This window comes from Amycolatopsis sp. NPDC051128 (assembly GCF_040682715.1).
GTDB lineage: Bacteria > Actinomycetota > Actinomycetes > Mycobacteriales > Pseudonocardiaceae > Amycolatopsis.
This window is the reverse complement of record NZ_JBFBBN010000007.1, coordinates 32,064-48,530: the sequence shown is the minus strand read 5'-3', so window position 1 is coordinate 48,530 and position 16,467 is coordinate 32,064. Positions and strand designations below refer to the sequence as shown.

Below are 16,467 nucleotides of genomic sequence, written 5' to 3'. Positions count from 1 at the left end.
TGAGGCTCCAACGACGACCAGTCCACGGAGATCTCCGCGAATCTCGCCACCAGTTCCTTCGTGTACTACGTCGTATTCTCAGGCGAATCCAGCCTGCGAGGTTCCCAATCTCGGCCGCAGGCGTTGACCAGGCCTTCTGTGCCGATGCTGGTTAGATCACGGCCTCGGTGCGGACATCGCCGTTGTAGTCAGAGGTATGCCGATCCAGCACGATCCGCAGATGCCACTCGCCTGTGATCAGCAGCTGGTCGGTGACTTCACTCCTGACGGTGCGGACAAACTTCTCGGCGACACCGTTCGCCCGAGAGGAATCCAAACTCGCTGCCCGACGACGAAGAGGGGCGCTACCAAAGTCGGCACCGCCAAGGTGTTCTTTCCCGACGACGCGGAGGTGCCGCGGGCCGATGCAGCCGGCCAATTTGGAGCCGCAGCGATGAAGCCAGCCCGGACCGAGGCCGCCTCGTAGCTCGATCGCGAAGGGCCGATCGGCCTGCACGAATGGGACCGCCGCCGAAGCGATCCGCAATACGCGCGGCTCGCGCAGATCGCCGTGCGACCCGCCATGGCCGGGTGTACCCCAGGTCACAGGTCTCGCGGTATTCTGCGGCACGAGGAGTGCTCAGGGCACTCACTTGGGGAGGGGTCAATTCGTGGACGCTGCCGTGCGCGCCGAAGGGCCCGAATCCGCCGATGAGCTTCATTCCTTGAATTCCTGGCTCGCCGACGTCGACGAACTGCGGGGCGCCGTCGGCCCCCGTGAACAGCAGCCTCGGCCGGACACACTGGGGCCGGTGCTGGACGCGCTCGCCGTGGCGCTCGGGCCCGCGGGAGCGGTCACCGCCTTCGCCACCACGTTGATCGCCTGGCTGCGCACCCGCCGGGGCGACGTGCGAATCAAGGTAACCCTCGACGGCGGCCGCGTGGTGGAGCTGACCGCCAAGCACGTCGCCGGCCTGGATGCCGAGGCGCTGGCACGCCATGTGGAGCAGGTGACCGCACTGCTGGAAGCCGACCGCGAAAGCCACTCGTGACGGACCTGTCCGGCGACGGGGTCCGCGTCCTGCTGCTCGCCACCGCGACTCACGAGGGCCCTAACCTGCTCCCCTCCGTGCCCGCCGTCACGCGGAGCTTCGAGGACCTCGGACGGGCGTTCGCCGAACGGTGCGGGGTGCGCCCGGACCGGCTCCGGGTGGTGCTCGACCCGCCCGACGCAAGGACCATGGCGGAGGCCGTCGCCGAAGCGGCCCGGCAAGCGGAAACCGTGCTCCTGGTGTACTTCATCGGACACGGCCTGATGCTGCCCACGGGCGACGAGCTCTACCTCGCCGCCCGGAGCACGGACGAGCTCGTGCCCGGCTTGGCCGAGCACCAGGCGCTGTCGTTCTCCGCGCTGCAGCAGGCACTGGTGGCCAGCCGCGCGTCGTCGGTCATGGTCGTGCTCGACTGCTGCTTCTCCGGCAAGCCCCGGCTGCGCGACGGCCTCTCCGTGCCCGCCTTCACCGGCGTCGAAGCGGCACACGGCCGCTATCTCATCGGCTCGGCGGAACAGCTCGCGCTCGCGCCGCAGGACGCCGCCCACACCGCGTTCACCGGAGCCTTCCTGGACGTGCTGGAGCACGGTGACCGGCGCGGTCCCGGCTCGCTGACACTGGACGCCGTCTACGACGCCGTCTTCCGGAAGCTGGCCGGAAGACCGGCCATGCAGCTGAGCCCTGGTGCGGCGGCTGGGCTGAGACCGTTGGCTGATATTGCGCCGGAACGGGCAGCCGAGATAGTGCGTCGCCTGCTGCGCCGGCCCGGCCCGTTCCACCGCGCCCTGGCCGCGCTCCCGGTGACCTTCATCCCCGCCACCTTCACCACGGACCGCCCTGTTTCCGTTGCTGAGCAGGCAGGAGAACACGCATGGACGCCCACACCCACCCGATCGTCCTCGACCCGACCGGGCGCGACATCCACAGCGAAAACGCCCGGCTCCGCGACCGCGGGCCCGCGACACTGGTGGAACTCCCTGGTGGCGTGGTGGCGTGGTCAGTAACCAGCCCCACCCTGCTCAAACAGCTGCTGGGCGACCCCCGGGTGTCCAAGGATCCCCGTCGGCACTGGCCCGCCTACCAGAGCGGTCAGATCCCCGCCGACTGGCCGCTGCACATCTGGGTGTCGGTGCAGAACATGTTCACCGCCTACGGCGCCGACCACCGGCGGCTGCGCTCCCTCGTGTCGAAAGCCTTCACCCCGCGCCGTGTGCACGACCTGCGCCCCCAGATCGAGCACATCACCACGGATCTGCTCGATCTGCTCGCCGCTGGACCGGATACGGCCGATCTGCGGGAAGGCCTGGCCTATCCACTGCCGATCGAGGTGATCTGCCAGCTCTTCGGCGTGCCCGACGCCGCCCGGCCGGGGCTGCGGCACGCCGTCGACGGCGTGTTCAACACCACCGCAACACCCGAGCAGTCCGCGGCCAACGTCCAGCTGCTCTACGGCATCCTCGGCGACCTCGTCGCCGCCAAGCGGGAAACCCCGGCCGCCGACCTGGCCAGCGGGCTGATCGCGGCCCGCGACGAGGACGGCACCCGCCTGGACGAGACGGAACTGGTCGACACCTTGATCCTGGTGATCTCCGCCGGTCATGAGACCACCGTGAACCTGCTCGATCACGCCATCACGGCCCTGCTGAGCCACCCCGAGCAGCTTCAGCACGTCCTCGACGGCCGGCGCACGTGGACCGACGTCATCGACGAGACCCTGCGCTGGCAAGCCCCCGTCGCGCACCTGCCGCTGCGCTACGCAGTCGAGGACATCGAGACCGACGGCATCACCTTCCGAGCGGGAGAGGCGATCCTGGCCTCCTACGCAGCAGCCGGCCGCGACCGCAGCTACCACGGCGACGATGCTGACCGCTTCGACATCGCCCGGCCCGACAAGACCCACCTGGCCTTCGGGCACGGCGTGCACTACTGCCTGGGCGCTCCCTTGGCGCGGCTGGAAGCCGAAGTCGCCCTGCCCGCTCTGTTCGCCCGGTTCCCCGGGCTGGCGCTCGCGGTCGAACCCGAGGACCTGCAGCCGGTGGCGTCGTTCATCTCCAACGGCCACCGCACGCTCCCGGTCGTCCTCTCCGGCCGGCAGCCGGCCAATCGAATGAAGCGTGAGTGAGTGCGCGGGTACGTCGATGGTCGTCTGTTCTGTTTCCGCCCTCGTCCGCATGGCTCTGTTCCTCGTCGCGCTCGCGCTGGTCGCCGGCCTTGCCCGCGCCGGGCCTGCCGCACCGGTATCCACGCCCGGCTCCGGCCGGACGACGTCCACAACAGAACCCGTCGCACATTGAGGAATCGTCGTGGACCATGCCGCCCGGACATCGACGATGCGCGCCGTCCCCGAGGAACCGCGAGTCGCCACGCGGTTCGACCGCGACCGCGACTCCTTCACGAACTACTCCGACTACTTGGCCACCGATGACGCCCGGCCGCAGCCCAAGCGGGACGGCGCGATCGGCGCCGCGCGGCGGCTGAACCGACTGCAACGCCATCCCGAATCTTTCTCGCTCTCCGGAGCGCGTCAACGTCTCGCTTATCGAAGCTGAATCGATGACTGGTCTGGTCTTGATTTCCTTGGTTAGCCGACTCCTTGAGTTTCCTGTATGCGGCGAGAGTGAGTCGCATCGCTCCGGTGCGGCGATGCGTGGATCACGCCGAGCGAGATCTCGACCGCGGATTGGTGTGAGCCCATTGTGGTTCGCCGTCGGCGTGTCGACCGTCCGGCTTCACGACGCCGTGAAACATATTTGCCGCGCAACAGGATATCACGACCGGGGAATCTCGCAAATTGTGGCAGCGGATTGCGATAAATGGCCGATTGACAAGAATTGACTTGCGATGTGGATCATACTTATTGGGATCAGTACCCATGCCGCTCCGCTGACCTGGAAGGTCTCTTGATGCCGCTGCGCGCAAGATCCCGAAGAAGATCCGTTGTCCCCACCGCCGCGACGGTGATCGCACTGGGGGCACTCACCTTGGCCGCGCCCCAGGCCCAAGCCGCCGACATCGACGTGCCCTGTGATCCGGCCGCACTGGTCCAGGCGGTCGCCGCGGCCAGCGCCTCAACCGCCGCGGACACCCTGTCCCTGGCGCCGAACTGCGTTTACACGCTCACCTCGCCGGCTGATGTCCCTTCGAGCACCGGGCTGCCTGCCATCAAAGGGAAGCTCACCATCAACGGCAACCACGCCACCATCGGCCGGGCCCAGGACGCACCCCGGTTCCGGATCATCGACAACTGGGGCGAGCTGACCCTCGACAAGGTCACGATCACCGGCGGCCACGCCCCCGACGGCGCTGGTACCGACTCCTACGGCGACGGGACCGGGGGCGGTACTGGTGGTGGTATCCGGAACTGGGGCCCGTTGACCATCACCGACAGCATCATCACAGGCAACACGTCCGGGGCGGGTGCTCCCGGTGCCGACGCCACCGCCACCACCAGCGCCGGCCGCGGCGGGGCCGGTGGTTTCGGCGGGGGTATCTCCTCGTACTGGTTCACCCCGGTGACGCTGACGATCACCAACAGCTGGATCACCGGGAACGCCACCGGCGGCGGTGGCCGGGGCGGCAACGGCACGGGTGCGAAGCCGGGTGGCGAGGGTGGCTCGGGTGGTTTCGGTGGCGGCATCGACCTCACCAGCGGCACCGTCCTGCGGGTCACCGGTAGCAGTTTCACCGGTAACACCACAGGGGAAGGCGCTCAGGGCGGTTCCGGTGGCGTGGACGGCGGCGGATCGGGAGCCGGCGGTAGCGGCGGCACCGGCGCCGGGTTGTTCGTGTCCAGCGAGCGGCTGAATCCGAGCGTCACCGCAACCAAGATCGCCGGCAACCAGGCGGGTCGCGGGGGCGACGCCGGCGTCCCCGGGCCCGGCGGATACCTCGGCTGGGCCGGCTTCGGTGGCAGCGGTGGCGGCCTCGCCGTGTTCTACGACACCCTCACCCTCGACGGCGGAACGGTCACCGACAATGCCGCGGGAGAGCCGGGAGCGGGTTACTCTCCCCTCCCCGCCTCCGGCGGTGGCATCGACACCCTGAGCGCGCACGTCACGCTGGCCAACGGGGCTGTGGTGAGTGGCAACCGGCCCAACAACTGCTACTCCGTCGCCGACGTTCCCGGCTGTGTCAACGATGTGCGGGCCGCGTGGGCGGCAGGCACGGACCGCCGGGCCCACGACGTCGCGGCACGGGACGCGGCCTCGGCGATGCCGGGCAAGTGACCGCCTCGCACTCCGCACTCCGGTAGCCGGGTGTCACGTGTAAGGCAGGGTCCTTTCCTTGCAAATTTCGCAAGGAAAGGACCCTTGGGTTTTGACGTGTGGTGGGTTTCTGGCCTCGCCGGCTGTTCTTGCGATAGGTCGGATAGCGGGTGCGGGGTGGCCGGTCGGGGTGCCGGTCATCCCGCGAACCCGCCAAAAATCACGCCGGACCCGCCGCGGTGAGATCACACCGGCCGGCTGCGGTTTCTCCAACGGCAACCGCAGATCCGGCGACGATGATCAGAGTCTTGCGGCTCAGTCGAAACATCGGCGGCGTCAGCCGTTTCCATCGGATTCGCGGGAAAACAAACACGCCGTGGACTCTCGGAAATCCGGTGTGCGTAGCGGTGAAACCGCTCACCGGGATTGCCGATGTTCAGTTCCGGCGCCGGCGGGTCGGCGGCGAAACCGCGAAGGTCGAGACCGGGACCGCGACACATCGAGAAACTCGAACCGGTGCGAACCATTGAACCGGCACAAGATTTGCGCCACGATTGAGATCATGGAAACGGATGTGGTGATCTCCGGGGGCGGACCGGTCGGCCTGATGCTGGCTTGCGAACTCCGGCTCGCCGGGGTGGATGTGCTGGTCGTGGAACGGCTCACCGAGATCGACGCGACGATCAAAGCCGCGGGGATCAACGTGCCCACCGCGGAGTCGATGTACCGGCGGGGGCTGTTGCCCGCCCTTGCCGAACAGCACGCCGCGCACGTGCATTCGCCGTTCGGCGACCAGGGCCTCAACCTCGGCATCGGCGACGCGGTCAACCTCGGCTGGAAGCTCGCCGCGACGATCCGCGGCGGTGCACCCGAGGGCCTGCTCGACAGCTACACCGCCGAGCGCCACCCGATCGGCGCCTGGGTGCTGGATTGGTCTCGCGCGCAGGTCGCGCTGATGCGCCCGGACGTTCGCACGAACGCGTTGCGCGATGTCGTCACCGATCTGCTGTCCACCCGGGACGGCTCCACGTACCTGGCGAAGAAGCTTTCCGGGCTGCTGCACCGCTATCCGCTCGACGGCGACCACGAACTCATCGGCACGTCTTCACCGGACTTCGAATTCGCCGACGGTTCGCGCCTCGGCGAGCACCTCCGAGACGGCAAGGCACTGTTGCTCGACTTCACCGCCTCCGGTGCGTTACGAGACCTTGCCGCCGACCGCGTCCGGACGCTGACCGTCAAATGCGTCAGCCATTCCGCGGTCACCGGCGTGCTCGTCCGGCCCGACGGCATCATCGCCTGGGCCCGCGAGGACGACGGAACGGACGGCCTGGAAAACGCGCTCCGCACCTGGCTCGGCGGCGAAAAATGAGGCGGGCGGGCCTGGTGGGGGTGACCAGGCCCGCCCCCGGTTGGTGCCGATATCACTCAGGTGATCCCATCGTCCTCAGTGGATCGGCACCCGGTCCCCGCGACGCGGCCTTCTTCCGCGCGCAGAAGAAGCGCACGCCGATTCATCAGGAATTCTTGGGTGCCGCCGGTGCCGCCGGTGCTGCCGGTGCTGCCGGTGCTGCCTTGCGCGGGTCGGTCAGCGGGACCTCCTTGACGAACAACGCGGCGACCAGGGCGATCGCGCCGGCGATCGCCGCGGTGATCGCCACGACGTGCAGGCCATCAGTCACCGCGGCCGACCAGGCGTCGCGCACCGGCCCCGCCATCGTGCCGAGCTCCTCCTGGCTCAGCTTGCTGCCGGACGACAGCAACGCGGTCGCGCCCTGACCGAGGCGGTCGGTCAAGGTGCTGCTCAACACACTGGCGTACAACACACCGTAGAGCGCCGCGCCGATGCCACTGCCCAGCGTCCGGGTCAACGAGCCCATTCCCATGGCGGCGCCGATGTCGCGCGGCTCCACGCTCGTCCGGATGATCAACATCGTGTTCTGGATGAGGCAGCCGAGGCCGACGCCCAGCGGGATCGCGGTCAGCGAAGCGACCAGCGGGTTCGTGTTCTGCCCGAGCAGGAGAACCAGGAGCATGCCCACCGTGATGGAGGCGCCGCCGATGATCGTGAGGATCCGGTAGTGGCCGGTCCGGCGGATGTACTTCCCGCCATGGGTCATCATCAGCACCATCCCGACCATCAACGGGATCAGCAGCAGACCACTGACGACCGGGCGGACACCACGGGCGTTCTGGTAGTACAGCGGCAGGAAGTTGACCGTGGCGACCATGGTCATGTTGAACACGAAACCGAGAACTTGGGCCAGGCTGAAGTTCTTGGTGGTGAACATCCGGAACGGGACGATCGGTTCGGCCGTCCGGCGTTCGACGAACACGAACGCGGTCAGCGCGACGACCGACGCCACGCACAGCCCGATGATCTGCGCGGAGCCCCACGAGTACTTGGTGCCCGCCCAGCTCGTCACCAGGGTGACGCCGACGACTCCCGCGATCAGCAGCAGCGTGCCGAGGTAGTCGATCCGCACCTTTTGCCTGCGCGGCATGGGAACATTGACCCCGATGACGGTCCCGACGAGGCAGAGCGCGCCGAACGGCACGTTGACGTAGAAGATCCAGCGCCAGCTGAGCGAATCGGTGATGACACCACCGATCAACGGGCCCCCGATGAGCGCGATGCCCATGAGCACCCCGCTCCAGCTCGACACCTTGGTGGCTTCCTTCGGCGGCAGCAGCACATTGACCATCGCCAGGGCGCCGACGAGCAGCCCGCCGGCGCCGATGCCCTGCAGCACACGGAATCCGATCAGCTGTCCCATGTTCTGCGAGAGGCCGCAGAGCATCGAGCCGGCCAGGAAGACCACGACGGAAAGCAGGAACATGAACTTCCGGTTGTACAGGTCGCTGAGCTTTCCCCAGACCTGCGTGGATGCCGCGATCGCCAGCGCGTAGGCGGTGATGACCCAGGTCAACGACTTGAACCCACCCAGGTCGCCGACTATGCTGGGCAACGCGGTGGCGACGATGTAGCTGTCCATCATCCCGAGGAACATGCCCAGCAACGCGCCGGCGATCCCGAGCTTCAAATAGCGAGAATGGCCGCCCGCCGCGTCCTGCGGCGCGACCGCCGTCGTCGTTTCTGACATAGCTGCCTTGTTCCTTCCTTTGCCGTCGAGCTTTCAACGGCAAAACCTGATGGCTGCGCGATTTGGCTCACCGCGGTGGGCGGCGGGCACCAGCAGGTGACGACTGCGACCGAATACGGCCCAGCCGGGGCACGAGAAATCGAAGATGTGGCTTATCGACCTTGCGGTATTTCGGTTGTCGAGGTCACTCGGGGCTGGGCAGTGGCAGACCCTCGGAAATACCGGCGAATGCCTCCCGGAGCTGGGTGATCACCATCACCGGCGAGTCGGAATGCACATAACGGGTCAGGACGGCGTTCACCGCACTGAGGGTGACACCGGCGACGAGCCGCGGATACAGGTCGTCCGGATCGGTTCCGGTGCGCTCGGCGATCGCGTCGACCAGGTCGTCACTGGTTGCTCGCGCGACGGCGGCTTGCATTTCCGGTGTCGCGCTCGACTTGCGCAAGGCGATGAGCTGCTCCCGCGTCGGAGGGCCGAACGGGGCGGCATCGGCCCGCAGCGGCTCGATCAGGGCCTCGGCGATCGCGGTCCAGAGCGGCTCCTGGACGGGACGGGTTCGCAGCAGCGCCGCACTGCGGCGGATCCGGTCGCCATTGCGATAGGCCACGGCGTCGTATTTGGTGGCGAAGTAGTTGCTGAACGTCCGCACCGACACTCCGGCGCGGGCCGCGATGTCCTCGCGCACCACGTTCTCCAACCCGCGCTCGTACATCAACTCCACAGCCGCGTCGCTCAACGCCTTGCGGGTGTCGAGCTTCTTCCGTTGACGCAAGCCGAGCGCTGCTTCATCGGGCATGGCCCCCAGCGTACCCCGAACGTGCCCAGTGGGCAAATTTGCCCACTGGGCAGTGTCCGCGTGGGGCTACCGCTTGGCACGGCTGCGCACCTGCACCTCGGTGAAAGCCTCGAGCCCCAACCGCCCGTTCTCGACCCCCACACCACTGGATTTGTGCCCGCCGAACGGCTGGCCCGGATGCACCGAGAAGTGCGTGTTGACCCAGGTCGTGCCGCACTCGAGCGCGGCGGCCACCGCGGCCGCGCGGTGGGTGTCGGCGCCCCAGACCGAGCCGTCCAAGCCGAAGTGGCTGTCGTTGGCCCGGTCAATCGCCTCGTCGGGCGACTTGTACCGGATGACCGGCAGGACCGGGCCGAACTGCTCCTCGTTGACGACTACCGGAGACCTCACCCATCTCACACGCCCAGCAAGACCAGCACCAGCTCGCCCAGCTCGAGACAACTTCGATACTCCGGGGGCACCACCTCTGAACTGCGAAAACAGGTCTCTGCGCAGGCCCGGCGCAGGCGGCGATCCTGTCCGGGTTGTCCGGTTATGTACCGGACCTCGATCGGCCTTACCGAGGCGAAGTCCTGGAGCCAAGGACGGGCTGTGGCCCGACCGCGGCAGTGCCGGCTGTACCTGGTCGACGCGTTCACTCGGCTGACGGCGCTACCCGCGACCGATCACCTGACCACGGTCCACGTCCCGGCGAGTAGCCGGCTGGCTCGTGAACTCCGGCGGACCTCCCCGAGCTCGCCCACCCGGGTCGCGGCCTTGATCAACGGTCGGCGAAGGGCTGAGGCCGGCTTGACGGCCGCCGCCTCGGCGAGCTAGGCGACTTCCTACGAAAACCTTCCCGTAACATCTTGACGCGGCCGATTTCATCGTTCAGAGTCCAATGGTGCGTTCGGTCACACCGCCGTTGACTACCTGACACCTATACCCCCTCATCTTCCCGCACCGGATCGCCCACAAAAATGTTAGCGCTAACACGGCACTTTCCGTGCCCGGGTGTCGTCGGGTTCCGCGCCGATGCGGACCCCTCCTGAAAGGACAGATGCTCATGTCGGTTGGGTCAGCGCGGACCGCGAGGTGGCGTCGCCGGTGGCGGTCGGGGTTGGCTGCCGCGGTAGCTGTCGTGACCGCGGGTGGGCTGCTCATGGGGGTCCCCACGTCGGCGTCGGCGGCCACTGTGGACACCGCCGCCTGGTACGTCCTCGTCAACCGCAACAGCGGCAAGGCTCTCGACGTCTACAACTTCTCCACCGCCGACGGCGCCAACGTCGTCCAGTGGACCCGCACCAACGCCGACAACCAGCAGTTCCAGTTCGTGGACTCCGGCGACGGCTACTACCGGGTCAAGGCGCGGCACTCCGGCAAGGTGATCGACGTGTCCAGCTGGTCGACCGCCGACGGTGCCGCCATCCATCAGTGGACCGACGGCAACGCTGCCAACCAGCAGTTCCGGCTGGCCGACTCCGACAGCGGCTACGTGCGGCTGATCAACCGCAACAGCAACAAGGCGGTCGAGGTCCAGAACGCGGCGACCAACGACGGCGCCGGCGTCGTGCAGTACAGCGACTGGGGCGGCAGCAACCAGCAGTGGCAACTCGTCCGCGTCGCCGGGGGCAGCAGCGCATGCGCGCTGCCGTCGTCGTACCGCTGGTCATCGACCGGCCCGCTGGCAACACCGAAGTCGGGGTGGTCCTCGCTCAAGGACTTCACCAACGTCGTCTACAACGGCAAGCACGTCGTCTATGCCACGTCGCACAACAACCTCGCCGGACAGGACGGGCGCTGGGGATTGATGAGCTTCAGCCCCTTCACGAACTGGTCCGACATGGCCACCGCCACCCAGAACACGATCCCCTTCGATGGCATCGCGCCGACGCTGTTCTACTTCGCCCCGAAGAACATCTGGGTGCTCGCCTACAACGGGGGTTGGCCGTACGCCTTCTCCTACCGCACCTCGAGCGACCCCACCAACCCCAACGGCTGGTCCGCGCAGCAGGAGCTGTTCACCGGAACCCTTCCCCCCACGGCCGACGGGAAGTCCCGGGGCCCCCTCGACGTGACCCTCATCGGCGACGACACGAACATGTACCTGTTCTTCCCCGACGACTACGGCGTCATCTACCGCGCCAGCATCCCCATCGGGAACTTCCCAGGCAGCTTCGGCTCGTCGTACACGACGGTCATGAGCGACACGGCGCTCAACCTGTTCGAGGCGCCGGAGGTCTACAAGGTCCAGGGTCAGAACCAGTACGTCATGATCGTCGAGGCCCAGAACTACACGGGGTATGGTCGCTACTTCCGCTCGTTCACGGCCACCAGCCTGGACGGCACGTGGACACCGCAGCCGCAGGCCAACACCGTGACCAGCCCCTTCGCCGGCAAGGCCAACAGCGGGGCGACCTGGACCAACGACATCAGCCACGGCGATGTGGTTCGCACCAACCCCGACCAGACCAAGACCATCGACCCGTGCAACCTCCAGTTCCTCTACCAGGGGCGCGACCCCGGCTCCGAGGGCACGGAGTACGGCCTCCTGCCGTACCGGCCGGGCGTGCTGACACTGCAGCGCTAGCTGTGATGTTCAGGAACGTCGTCCCGGTCGAGGTGATCGGTGGCGGCCTGTCGTTCTGACAGGTGAAGGCCTCCGGACGTGAAGTGGAACTGCCCAGTAACCGCTTCACGCCTCCGGAGGCCTTCGTGCCCCAACCCTGACCCCACGCACCCGGCTGCGACTCGCTCGCCTGGGAAACCGGGGACCGGTCCCCGGATACCCGTGTCAAGCTTTTCGAGACCCGTTCCAGCTGGAATCGAAAGGTCTTGCGCATGTCGATACTTCGAGCTTTGAGCGCCACAGGCACAGCAATTGTGGCAGCCGCGTCGTTGGTGGCGCTGGCTCCCAGTGCCTATGCCGACGATGGGTGCAGCCAGTCACCCGCGAAGCTGGTCACCAGAGTGGCCTTGGGACGCGGCTCGAGTGAAGTGCAGTTGCGCGCCACAACTGATGACGTCTGCGCTTGGGGCAGGATCATCAACGGAGTCCCCGGCGACACCGTGTGGGTCGACCGCAGCGACAACGGCGGGCCGCCTTGGGAGCAACTGGGTGTCTCCCGGATCAGCGCTGGAAGCACGGTTTTCACGCCTGCCTACAACGACGTCAACAAGAAGATGCGTGCGTGCGGCCACCCCAACGGCTACCCCGGCCAGGTCGCGTGCACGTACTGGTGGTGACAACGACCGCTGGTGAGGGCTCGGTGTCGGGGATGGGGCTTGCCGCCCCGTCCCCAACACCGCCAGGCGGATCGCGAAGCGTGGCCGCCGTCATTCCGGGAACAGCGGTGGCTCGGGGAGTTCGAGCCATTCCAGGTCCATCGGCACCAGGGTCGTCGAAAGCACCAGTTCGCGGAGCAGGTTGACGGTCAGGGTCAGTCCCACCGGCTCCCCCACTTCCTCCCGGCGCAGCCCGTGCACGCCGGCGTCGGACAGTCGTTGCCGGACCCGGGAAACGAGGTGCTCGACGCGCTTGACCGTCCAGTTCTCACCTGGCCGTCGTTCGGCGAGCTCGGCGGCCGCCTGCTGACGGGACAGCGGCAGCGGGTGGGGGTCGTAGCCGAGGTAACGCTGCCCGAGCACCGCCAGCACGAGGTGCTCTTCCGGGGACAGCCGCCAGCGTTTCGGCGGTGCCGTGGGGTGCGTGGGGCGGCGCGTGGCGACGCCGGCCTCGCCGTCGGAGACGAGCAGCTCCAGCACGTGCTCGCGGGTGCCGCGCAGGAACAGCGCGGTGTAGCCGTCGGCCAGTGGCAGTGGTTCGCTGTCGCGGTGCAGCAGGACGCTGTCGGACAGCCGGATCGGCGAGCGGCCGGTGTTGGTCAGCCACCAGCGGTCCCGCTCGCGCACGAGCAGCCCGTGGACCCGGCTGATCCGCACGTCCTCCTCGCCGACGCAGACGTCGACCTCCAGCCGGTTGCGCCCGAAGGTCACCCGGTTCCCGGGCGAGGGCGGTACCGCGACGCCGCCGGTGACGGTGAGCGCGCTCAACGTGCCCGGCACGGTGTCGGCGACGCCGTGGCGCAGGCTGCGCCGGCGGTGCGGGTCAAGACGTCCGGTGGTCACGGCCACCTCCGTTCGTAGGCGCCGATGTCGAAGCCCGCGCCGGCGGGGCGGGCGACGCCGTCGAGATCGAACCCGGGGGCGCGCTCGGGGCTGCCGGCGTCGACCGCGGCCGAGCGCGCGGCGAGGTGGTAGTCGCCGTGAGCCGGGTCGGCGAATCCCGGATTTCCGGCGAAGTTGTGGTCGGCGGCGAACCGCCCGGCCTCGACCGGCCCGTCCCCGAACACGTTGTTGCGCAAGAAATTCTTCCCGGCGAACCGGTCGGCGTCGATCAGCAGGGAGCCGCGGGCGTTGCCGGCGAAGGTGTTGTTGACGATCTGCAGGTCCCGCATGGTCCCGGTCGACTCGACCCACAGGCTCAGCCCGGCCTGTGCGTTACCGGTGGACAGGTTGTCGAAGACCCGGACCTTCGCCAGCAGCCGGCTTTCCGAGTAGTCCTCGACGGCGAGCCCGATCCCGGCCTTGGTGGCCTCGCGGGTACCGCCGACGACATTGGCGTATACGTCCACAGTGGACGAAGAGTCGACGTAGACGTCCGGCCCGCGGTTGCCGGTGACGACGTTGTGGTGGATCTTCACGCGGGCCTCGTCGTCGTACTTGACGTCGATGCCTTCCTCGCCGTTGTCGTGCACGCGGCAGCCGGTCACCTCGACGTCCGACGAGCCGGAGGCGATGCTCAGCGCTTCGTGATCGGCCGAGGTGCCGCGGGAGTTGGTGCCGCGGATGTGGCAATGCGCGACGCGCACCCGCCGGGTGCCGACCAGGACGAGCCCGCCGTCGCGGGAGCCGTCGACGCCGAACCGGTCGAACACGAGGTCGTGCGCGCCCTCAGCGTACACGCCGAAGCCGGCCGAGCCGGAAACGGTCACATCGGTGAACTCGAGCCAGCCGTGCCCGCCCACCGCCAGGCCACCGGCGCCGGTCAGCACCGCGGCACCACCGACGCCGGTGAACCGGATCGGGCGCCCCGGGGCGCCGTCGCGGCGAACGGTCAGCCCGCCCGGGTACGTGCCGGCCTCGATCGCGACCGTGTCACCCGGACGGGCCAGGTCGGCCGCGGCCTGCACCGTGGCGTACTTCCCGTGCGGCCCGACGTGCCAGGTCCGCGGCACCGGTCCGGCAGCCCCCTCGGCTGCCGGACCGGCCATGGCCACCACGAGGAGCGCCACACCGGCCAGTACCCGTATCGCCACTTCTCGTCCCGTCTCGTCCGGCCCGCGGACGCGGCCTCGGCCCTCCGTTTCTAGCCGAGGCTGCCGGGGACCGGTCCCCGGTTCACGGCAGCCCCCGGACCAGGACCTCCGCCAGCGACCGCGCGGTCGCACACAGCCCGTCCCCGCCAGCCGCCGCGGTGTCCTCGACGGAGACCTTGGCGACCTCCTCCCGCTTCGAGGGAGTGCCGTTCAGCACCGGCAGCGCCGGGGTGTAGGGGCGGTGCACGACCATGACGGCGCACTCCGGGTGCCCGCCCGGCACCGGCGCGACGACGGCGTCGCGGTTCCCCACGCGGATGCGGTCGCCCGGCACGTCCGCGTCCTTCTCGATCGGCCATTCCCGGCTGTACTCGACAGTGATCGTGCGCGGATCGTGCTCCCAGGTACAGTCCCAGCCACCGAACCCGCGATCCGGTGGCTTGGCCCGGCCCAGCACACCCGCTGTCGTCGCCTCGTCGAGCAGGCCACAGGCGTCGACGCGCGCCAGTGACCCCGCCGGAAACCCGGCACGCCGCGGCAAGGGCCCGTTGGCGAGCGTGGCCAGCACACCGGACAGCACCGACTCCGAGAAGGAACACACCGGCGCGTCCCGCGCACGGTCGTCCAGCGGATATGAGGTGACGACGACCCGGTTGGCGTCAGCCAGCGAAATGGCACGCTCACAGCGGCCGTCATGGGCCTCGGGATACTCGATCTCGCCCATCTTCCCGGGCACCGGCGGCCGGGGCGGATACCGCAACGGGCCGGTCAGGTCGAGCCGCGTCTGCACCTGCCCGGTCTTGCCGGTCAGCGTGGTCGTGACCACACAGCCGCCGAAGTTCAGCACCTCGGGGTCCACGAACGGCTCCCCGAACGCGGTGAGCGAGTTGAGCGAGATCGCCGCGCACGGGTCCGTCGCAGCCGGGTCGGCGCCGAGGGTGTTCGCCCCGGCCGGTGTGCTCGGGGTGGTCGGTCCGGCCGGCGCGCCTGTGGTGGTCGTCCACAGCGGCCGGCCGAGGACGAACCCGGCCACCAGCGCGGCCACCGCCGCCACCGCAGCCCCAGCGAGCAACCGGCGGCGCAGACGGCGTCCGGGTCGACGTAGCGGCACGGGCGCGTCCGCCGTGAGCAGCGTGACCGCCTCGGCGGCGCCGGGCCGGTCGGCGGGGTGCCGGGCCATCAGCGCGGCAAGCACCGGCGCGAACCGCCCGGCGCGCTCAGCAGGCACCGGCCGTCCGGCGGCGGCGCGGCGCATCTGCGCAAACGGGCCATCCTCACCCGACCCCCACGGCGACCGGCCCTCGATCGCGGCATAAAGGGTCGCCCCCAGAGAGAAAACGTCCGAAGCGGGCCCCGCTTCGGCACCGTCGGCCACCTCCGGCGCCACATACCCGAGCGTGCCGGTCAGCTGGGCACCGCCGGTGCGGGTGACCTCCGTCCAACGGGCGATACCCAGGTCGGTCAGCTTGGCGACGTCATCCGCGGTCACCAGCACATTGCCCGGCTTGACGTCGCGGTGAACGATGCCACGCGAGTGCATGTCCGCAAGCGCCGCGGCGAGCTGCGCGCCGATCCGCCGGACCCGGACCTCAGACAACGGGCCCCCGTCGTCAACGAGCTCTTCGAGGCTCCGGGCGGCCAGATACTCCGTGACCAGCCACTGGGCATCCCCGTCAACGACCGTGTCGAACACGGTGACCACGTTCGAATGCAGCAACCCGGCCCCGATCCGCGCCTCACGCCGGATCTGCCCCGCGTCCTCGCCGAGCGCTCGCTTGAGCGTCACCTGCCGGCCGAGCTCGAGATCCACCGCCCGCCACACAACGCCCATGCCACCCCGGCCGAGCTCCTCCTCCAACCGGTAGCGGTTGGCCACCACTCGCCCCTTGCCCACGTGAGAAGTCTACGAAATCGCGTATCGGTCCGCTGACCCCGCGTCACCACGGCGGGGCCGAACCGGATCTCCCCCAGCTTGCCCGCCCGCTCGTGCGGCCGACGGACCCCGAAGTCCATCCGTGCGGCCCGGCGGGA

Annotated in this window: 15 protein-coding genes; 8 read left to right on the top strand and 7 right to left on the bottom strand. The window is 68.8% G+C overall.

Annotated elements, in window-relative coordinates:
* Positions 1–151: 151 nt before the first annotated feature.
* Entirely contained in the window at positions 152–586 is a 435-nt protein-coding gene (locus tag AB0M82_RS10435) for a hypothetical protein (protein WP_364719597.1), read from the bottom strand.
* A 64-nt stretch (positions 587–650) separates the two neighbouring features.
* Between AB0M82_RS10435 and AB0M82_RS10430 the strand changes: the two genes are divergently transcribed.
* The 6 genes from AB0M82_RS10430 to AB0M82_RS10405 all read left to right on the top strand — a co-directional run bounded on the left by AB0M82_RS10430 (position 651) and on the right by AB0M82_RS10405 (position 6,608).
* Positions 651–1,031 (top strand): hypothetical protein, encoded by a 381-nt coding sequence (locus AB0M82_RS10430; RefSeq protein WP_364719595.1) that lies wholly within the window; start codon positions 651–653, stop codon positions 1,029–1,031.
* Positions 1,028–2,035 (top strand): caspase family protein, encoded by a 1,008-nt coding sequence (locus tag AB0M82_RS10425; protein WP_364719593.1) that lies wholly within the window; start codon positions 1,028–1,030, stop codon positions 2,033–2,035. The genes AB0M82_RS10430 and AB0M82_RS10425 overlap by 4 nt, the downstream gene beginning before the upstream one ends.
* Positions 2,017–3,153 carry a cytochrome P450 gene (locus AB0M82_RS10420; RefSeq protein ID WP_364719942.1) on the top strand — a complete coding sequence of 379 codons (1,137 nt, stop codon included), beginning with the start codon at positions 2,017–2,019 and terminating at the stop codon, positions 3,151–3,153. The genes AB0M82_RS10425 and AB0M82_RS10420 overlap by 19 nt, the downstream gene beginning before the upstream one ends.
* Before the next feature lie 181 nt (positions 3,154–3,334).
* The gene (locus tag AB0M82_RS10415; protein ID WP_364719591.1) at positions 3,335–3,580 is read left to right on the top strand and encodes a hypothetical protein; all 246 of its coding nucleotides are present in this window, start codon (positions 3,335–3,337) and stop codon (positions 3,578–3,580) included.
* Positions 3,581–3,988: 408 nt separating this feature from the next.
* Complete coding sequence (locus AB0M82_RS10410; protein ID WP_364719588.1) at positions 3,989–5,257, top strand: hypothetical protein; 1,269 nt, start codon at positions 3,989–3,991, stop codon at positions 5,255–5,257.
* Between the two features lie 541 nt (positions 5,258–5,798).
* Entirely contained in the window at positions 5,799–6,608 is an 810-nt protein-coding gene (locus AB0M82_RS10405; protein ID WP_364719586.1) for an FAD-dependent monooxygenase, read from the top strand.
* Between the two features lie 145 nt (positions 6,609–6,753).
* On the opposite strand, the gene AB0M82_RS10400 is transcribed toward AB0M82_RS10405, so the two are convergent.
* The 3 genes from AB0M82_RS10400 to AB0M82_RS10390 form a co-directional block, all read right to left on the bottom strand.
* On the bottom strand, positions 6,754–8,340 hold the full coding sequence (locus AB0M82_RS10400) for an MDR family MFS transporter (RefSeq protein ID WP_364719584.1): 1,587 nt from the start codon (positions 8,338–8,340) through the stop codon (positions 6,754–6,756).
* 184 nt (positions 8,341–8,524) lie between these two features.
* A complete protein-coding gene (locus tag AB0M82_RS10395) occupies positions 8,525–9,139 on the bottom strand; it encodes a TetR family transcriptional regulator (RefSeq protein ID WP_364719582.1) in 615 nt (204 codons plus the stop codon).
* Between the two features lie 66 nt (positions 9,140–9,205).
* A complete protein-coding gene (locus tag AB0M82_RS10390) occupies positions 9,206–9,529 on the bottom strand; it encodes an aldehyde dehydrogenase family protein (RefSeq protein WP_364719579.1) in 324 nt (107 codons plus the stop codon).
* 655 nt (positions 9,530–10,184) lie between these two features.
* Here AB0M82_RS10390 and AB0M82_RS10385 point away from each other — a divergent pair.
* Together AB0M82_RS10385 and AB0M82_RS10380 are read left to right on the top strand one after the other, a co-directional pair.
* A complete protein-coding gene (locus AB0M82_RS10385; protein ID WP_364719577.1) occupies positions 10,185–11,708 on the top strand; it encodes a non-reducing end alpha-L-arabinofuranosidase family hydrolase in 1,524 nt (507 codons plus the stop codon).
* A gap of 251 nt (positions 11,709–11,959) precedes the next feature.
* Positions 11,960–12,364: a hypothetical protein gene (locus AB0M82_RS10380; RefSeq protein ID WP_364719575.1), complete on the top strand. Its 405-nt coding sequence runs from the start codon at positions 11,960–11,962 to the stop codon at positions 12,362–12,364.
* A 90-nt stretch (positions 12,365–12,454) separates the two neighbouring features.
* Here the strand turns inward: AB0M82_RS10380 and AB0M82_RS10375 are convergent, their stop codons facing one another.
* From AB0M82_RS10375 to AB0M82_RS10365, 3 genes are all read right to left on the bottom strand, one after another.
* On the bottom strand, positions 12,455–13,246 hold the full coding sequence (locus tag AB0M82_RS10375; RefSeq protein WP_364719572.1) for an FHA domain-containing protein: 792 nt from the start codon (positions 13,244–13,246) through the stop codon (positions 12,455–12,457).
* Positions 13,243–14,436 (bottom strand): right-handed parallel beta-helix repeat-containing protein, encoded by a 1,194-nt coding sequence (locus tag AB0M82_RS10370; protein ID WP_364719570.1) that lies wholly within the window; start codon positions 14,434–14,436, stop codon positions 13,243–13,245. The genes AB0M82_RS10375 and AB0M82_RS10370 overlap by 4 nt, the downstream gene beginning before the upstream one ends.
* 82 nt (positions 14,437–14,518) lie before the next feature.
* On the bottom strand, positions 14,519–16,330 hold the full coding sequence (locus AB0M82_RS10365) for a serine/threonine-protein kinase (protein ID WP_364719567.1): 1,812 nt from the start codon (positions 16,328–16,330) through the stop codon (positions 14,519–14,521).
* Between the last annotated feature and the right edge of the window lie 137 nt (positions 16,331–16,467).

Coding starts and splice junctions, on each gene's coding strand:
- AB0M82_RS10405 (WP_364719586.1), top strand. CDS start 5,799: ATGGAAACGGATGTGGTGATCTCCGGGGGCGGACCGGTCGGCCTGATG.
- AB0M82_RS10400 (WP_364719584.1), bottom strand. CDS start 8,340: ATGTCAGAAACGACGACGGCGGTCGCGCCGCAGGACGCGGCGGGCGGC.
- AB0M82_RS10395 (WP_364719582.1), bottom strand. CDS start 9,139: ATGCCCGATGAAGCAGCGCTCGGCTTGCGTCAACGGAAGAAGCTCGAC.
- AB0M82_RS10385 (WP_364719577.1), top strand. CDS start 10,185: ATGTCGGTTGGGTCAGCGCGGACCGCGAGGTGGCGTCGCCGGTGGCGG.
- AB0M82_RS10380 (WP_364719575.1), top strand. CDS start 11,960: ATGTCGATACTTCGAGCTTTGAGCGCCACAGGCACAGCAATTGTGGCA.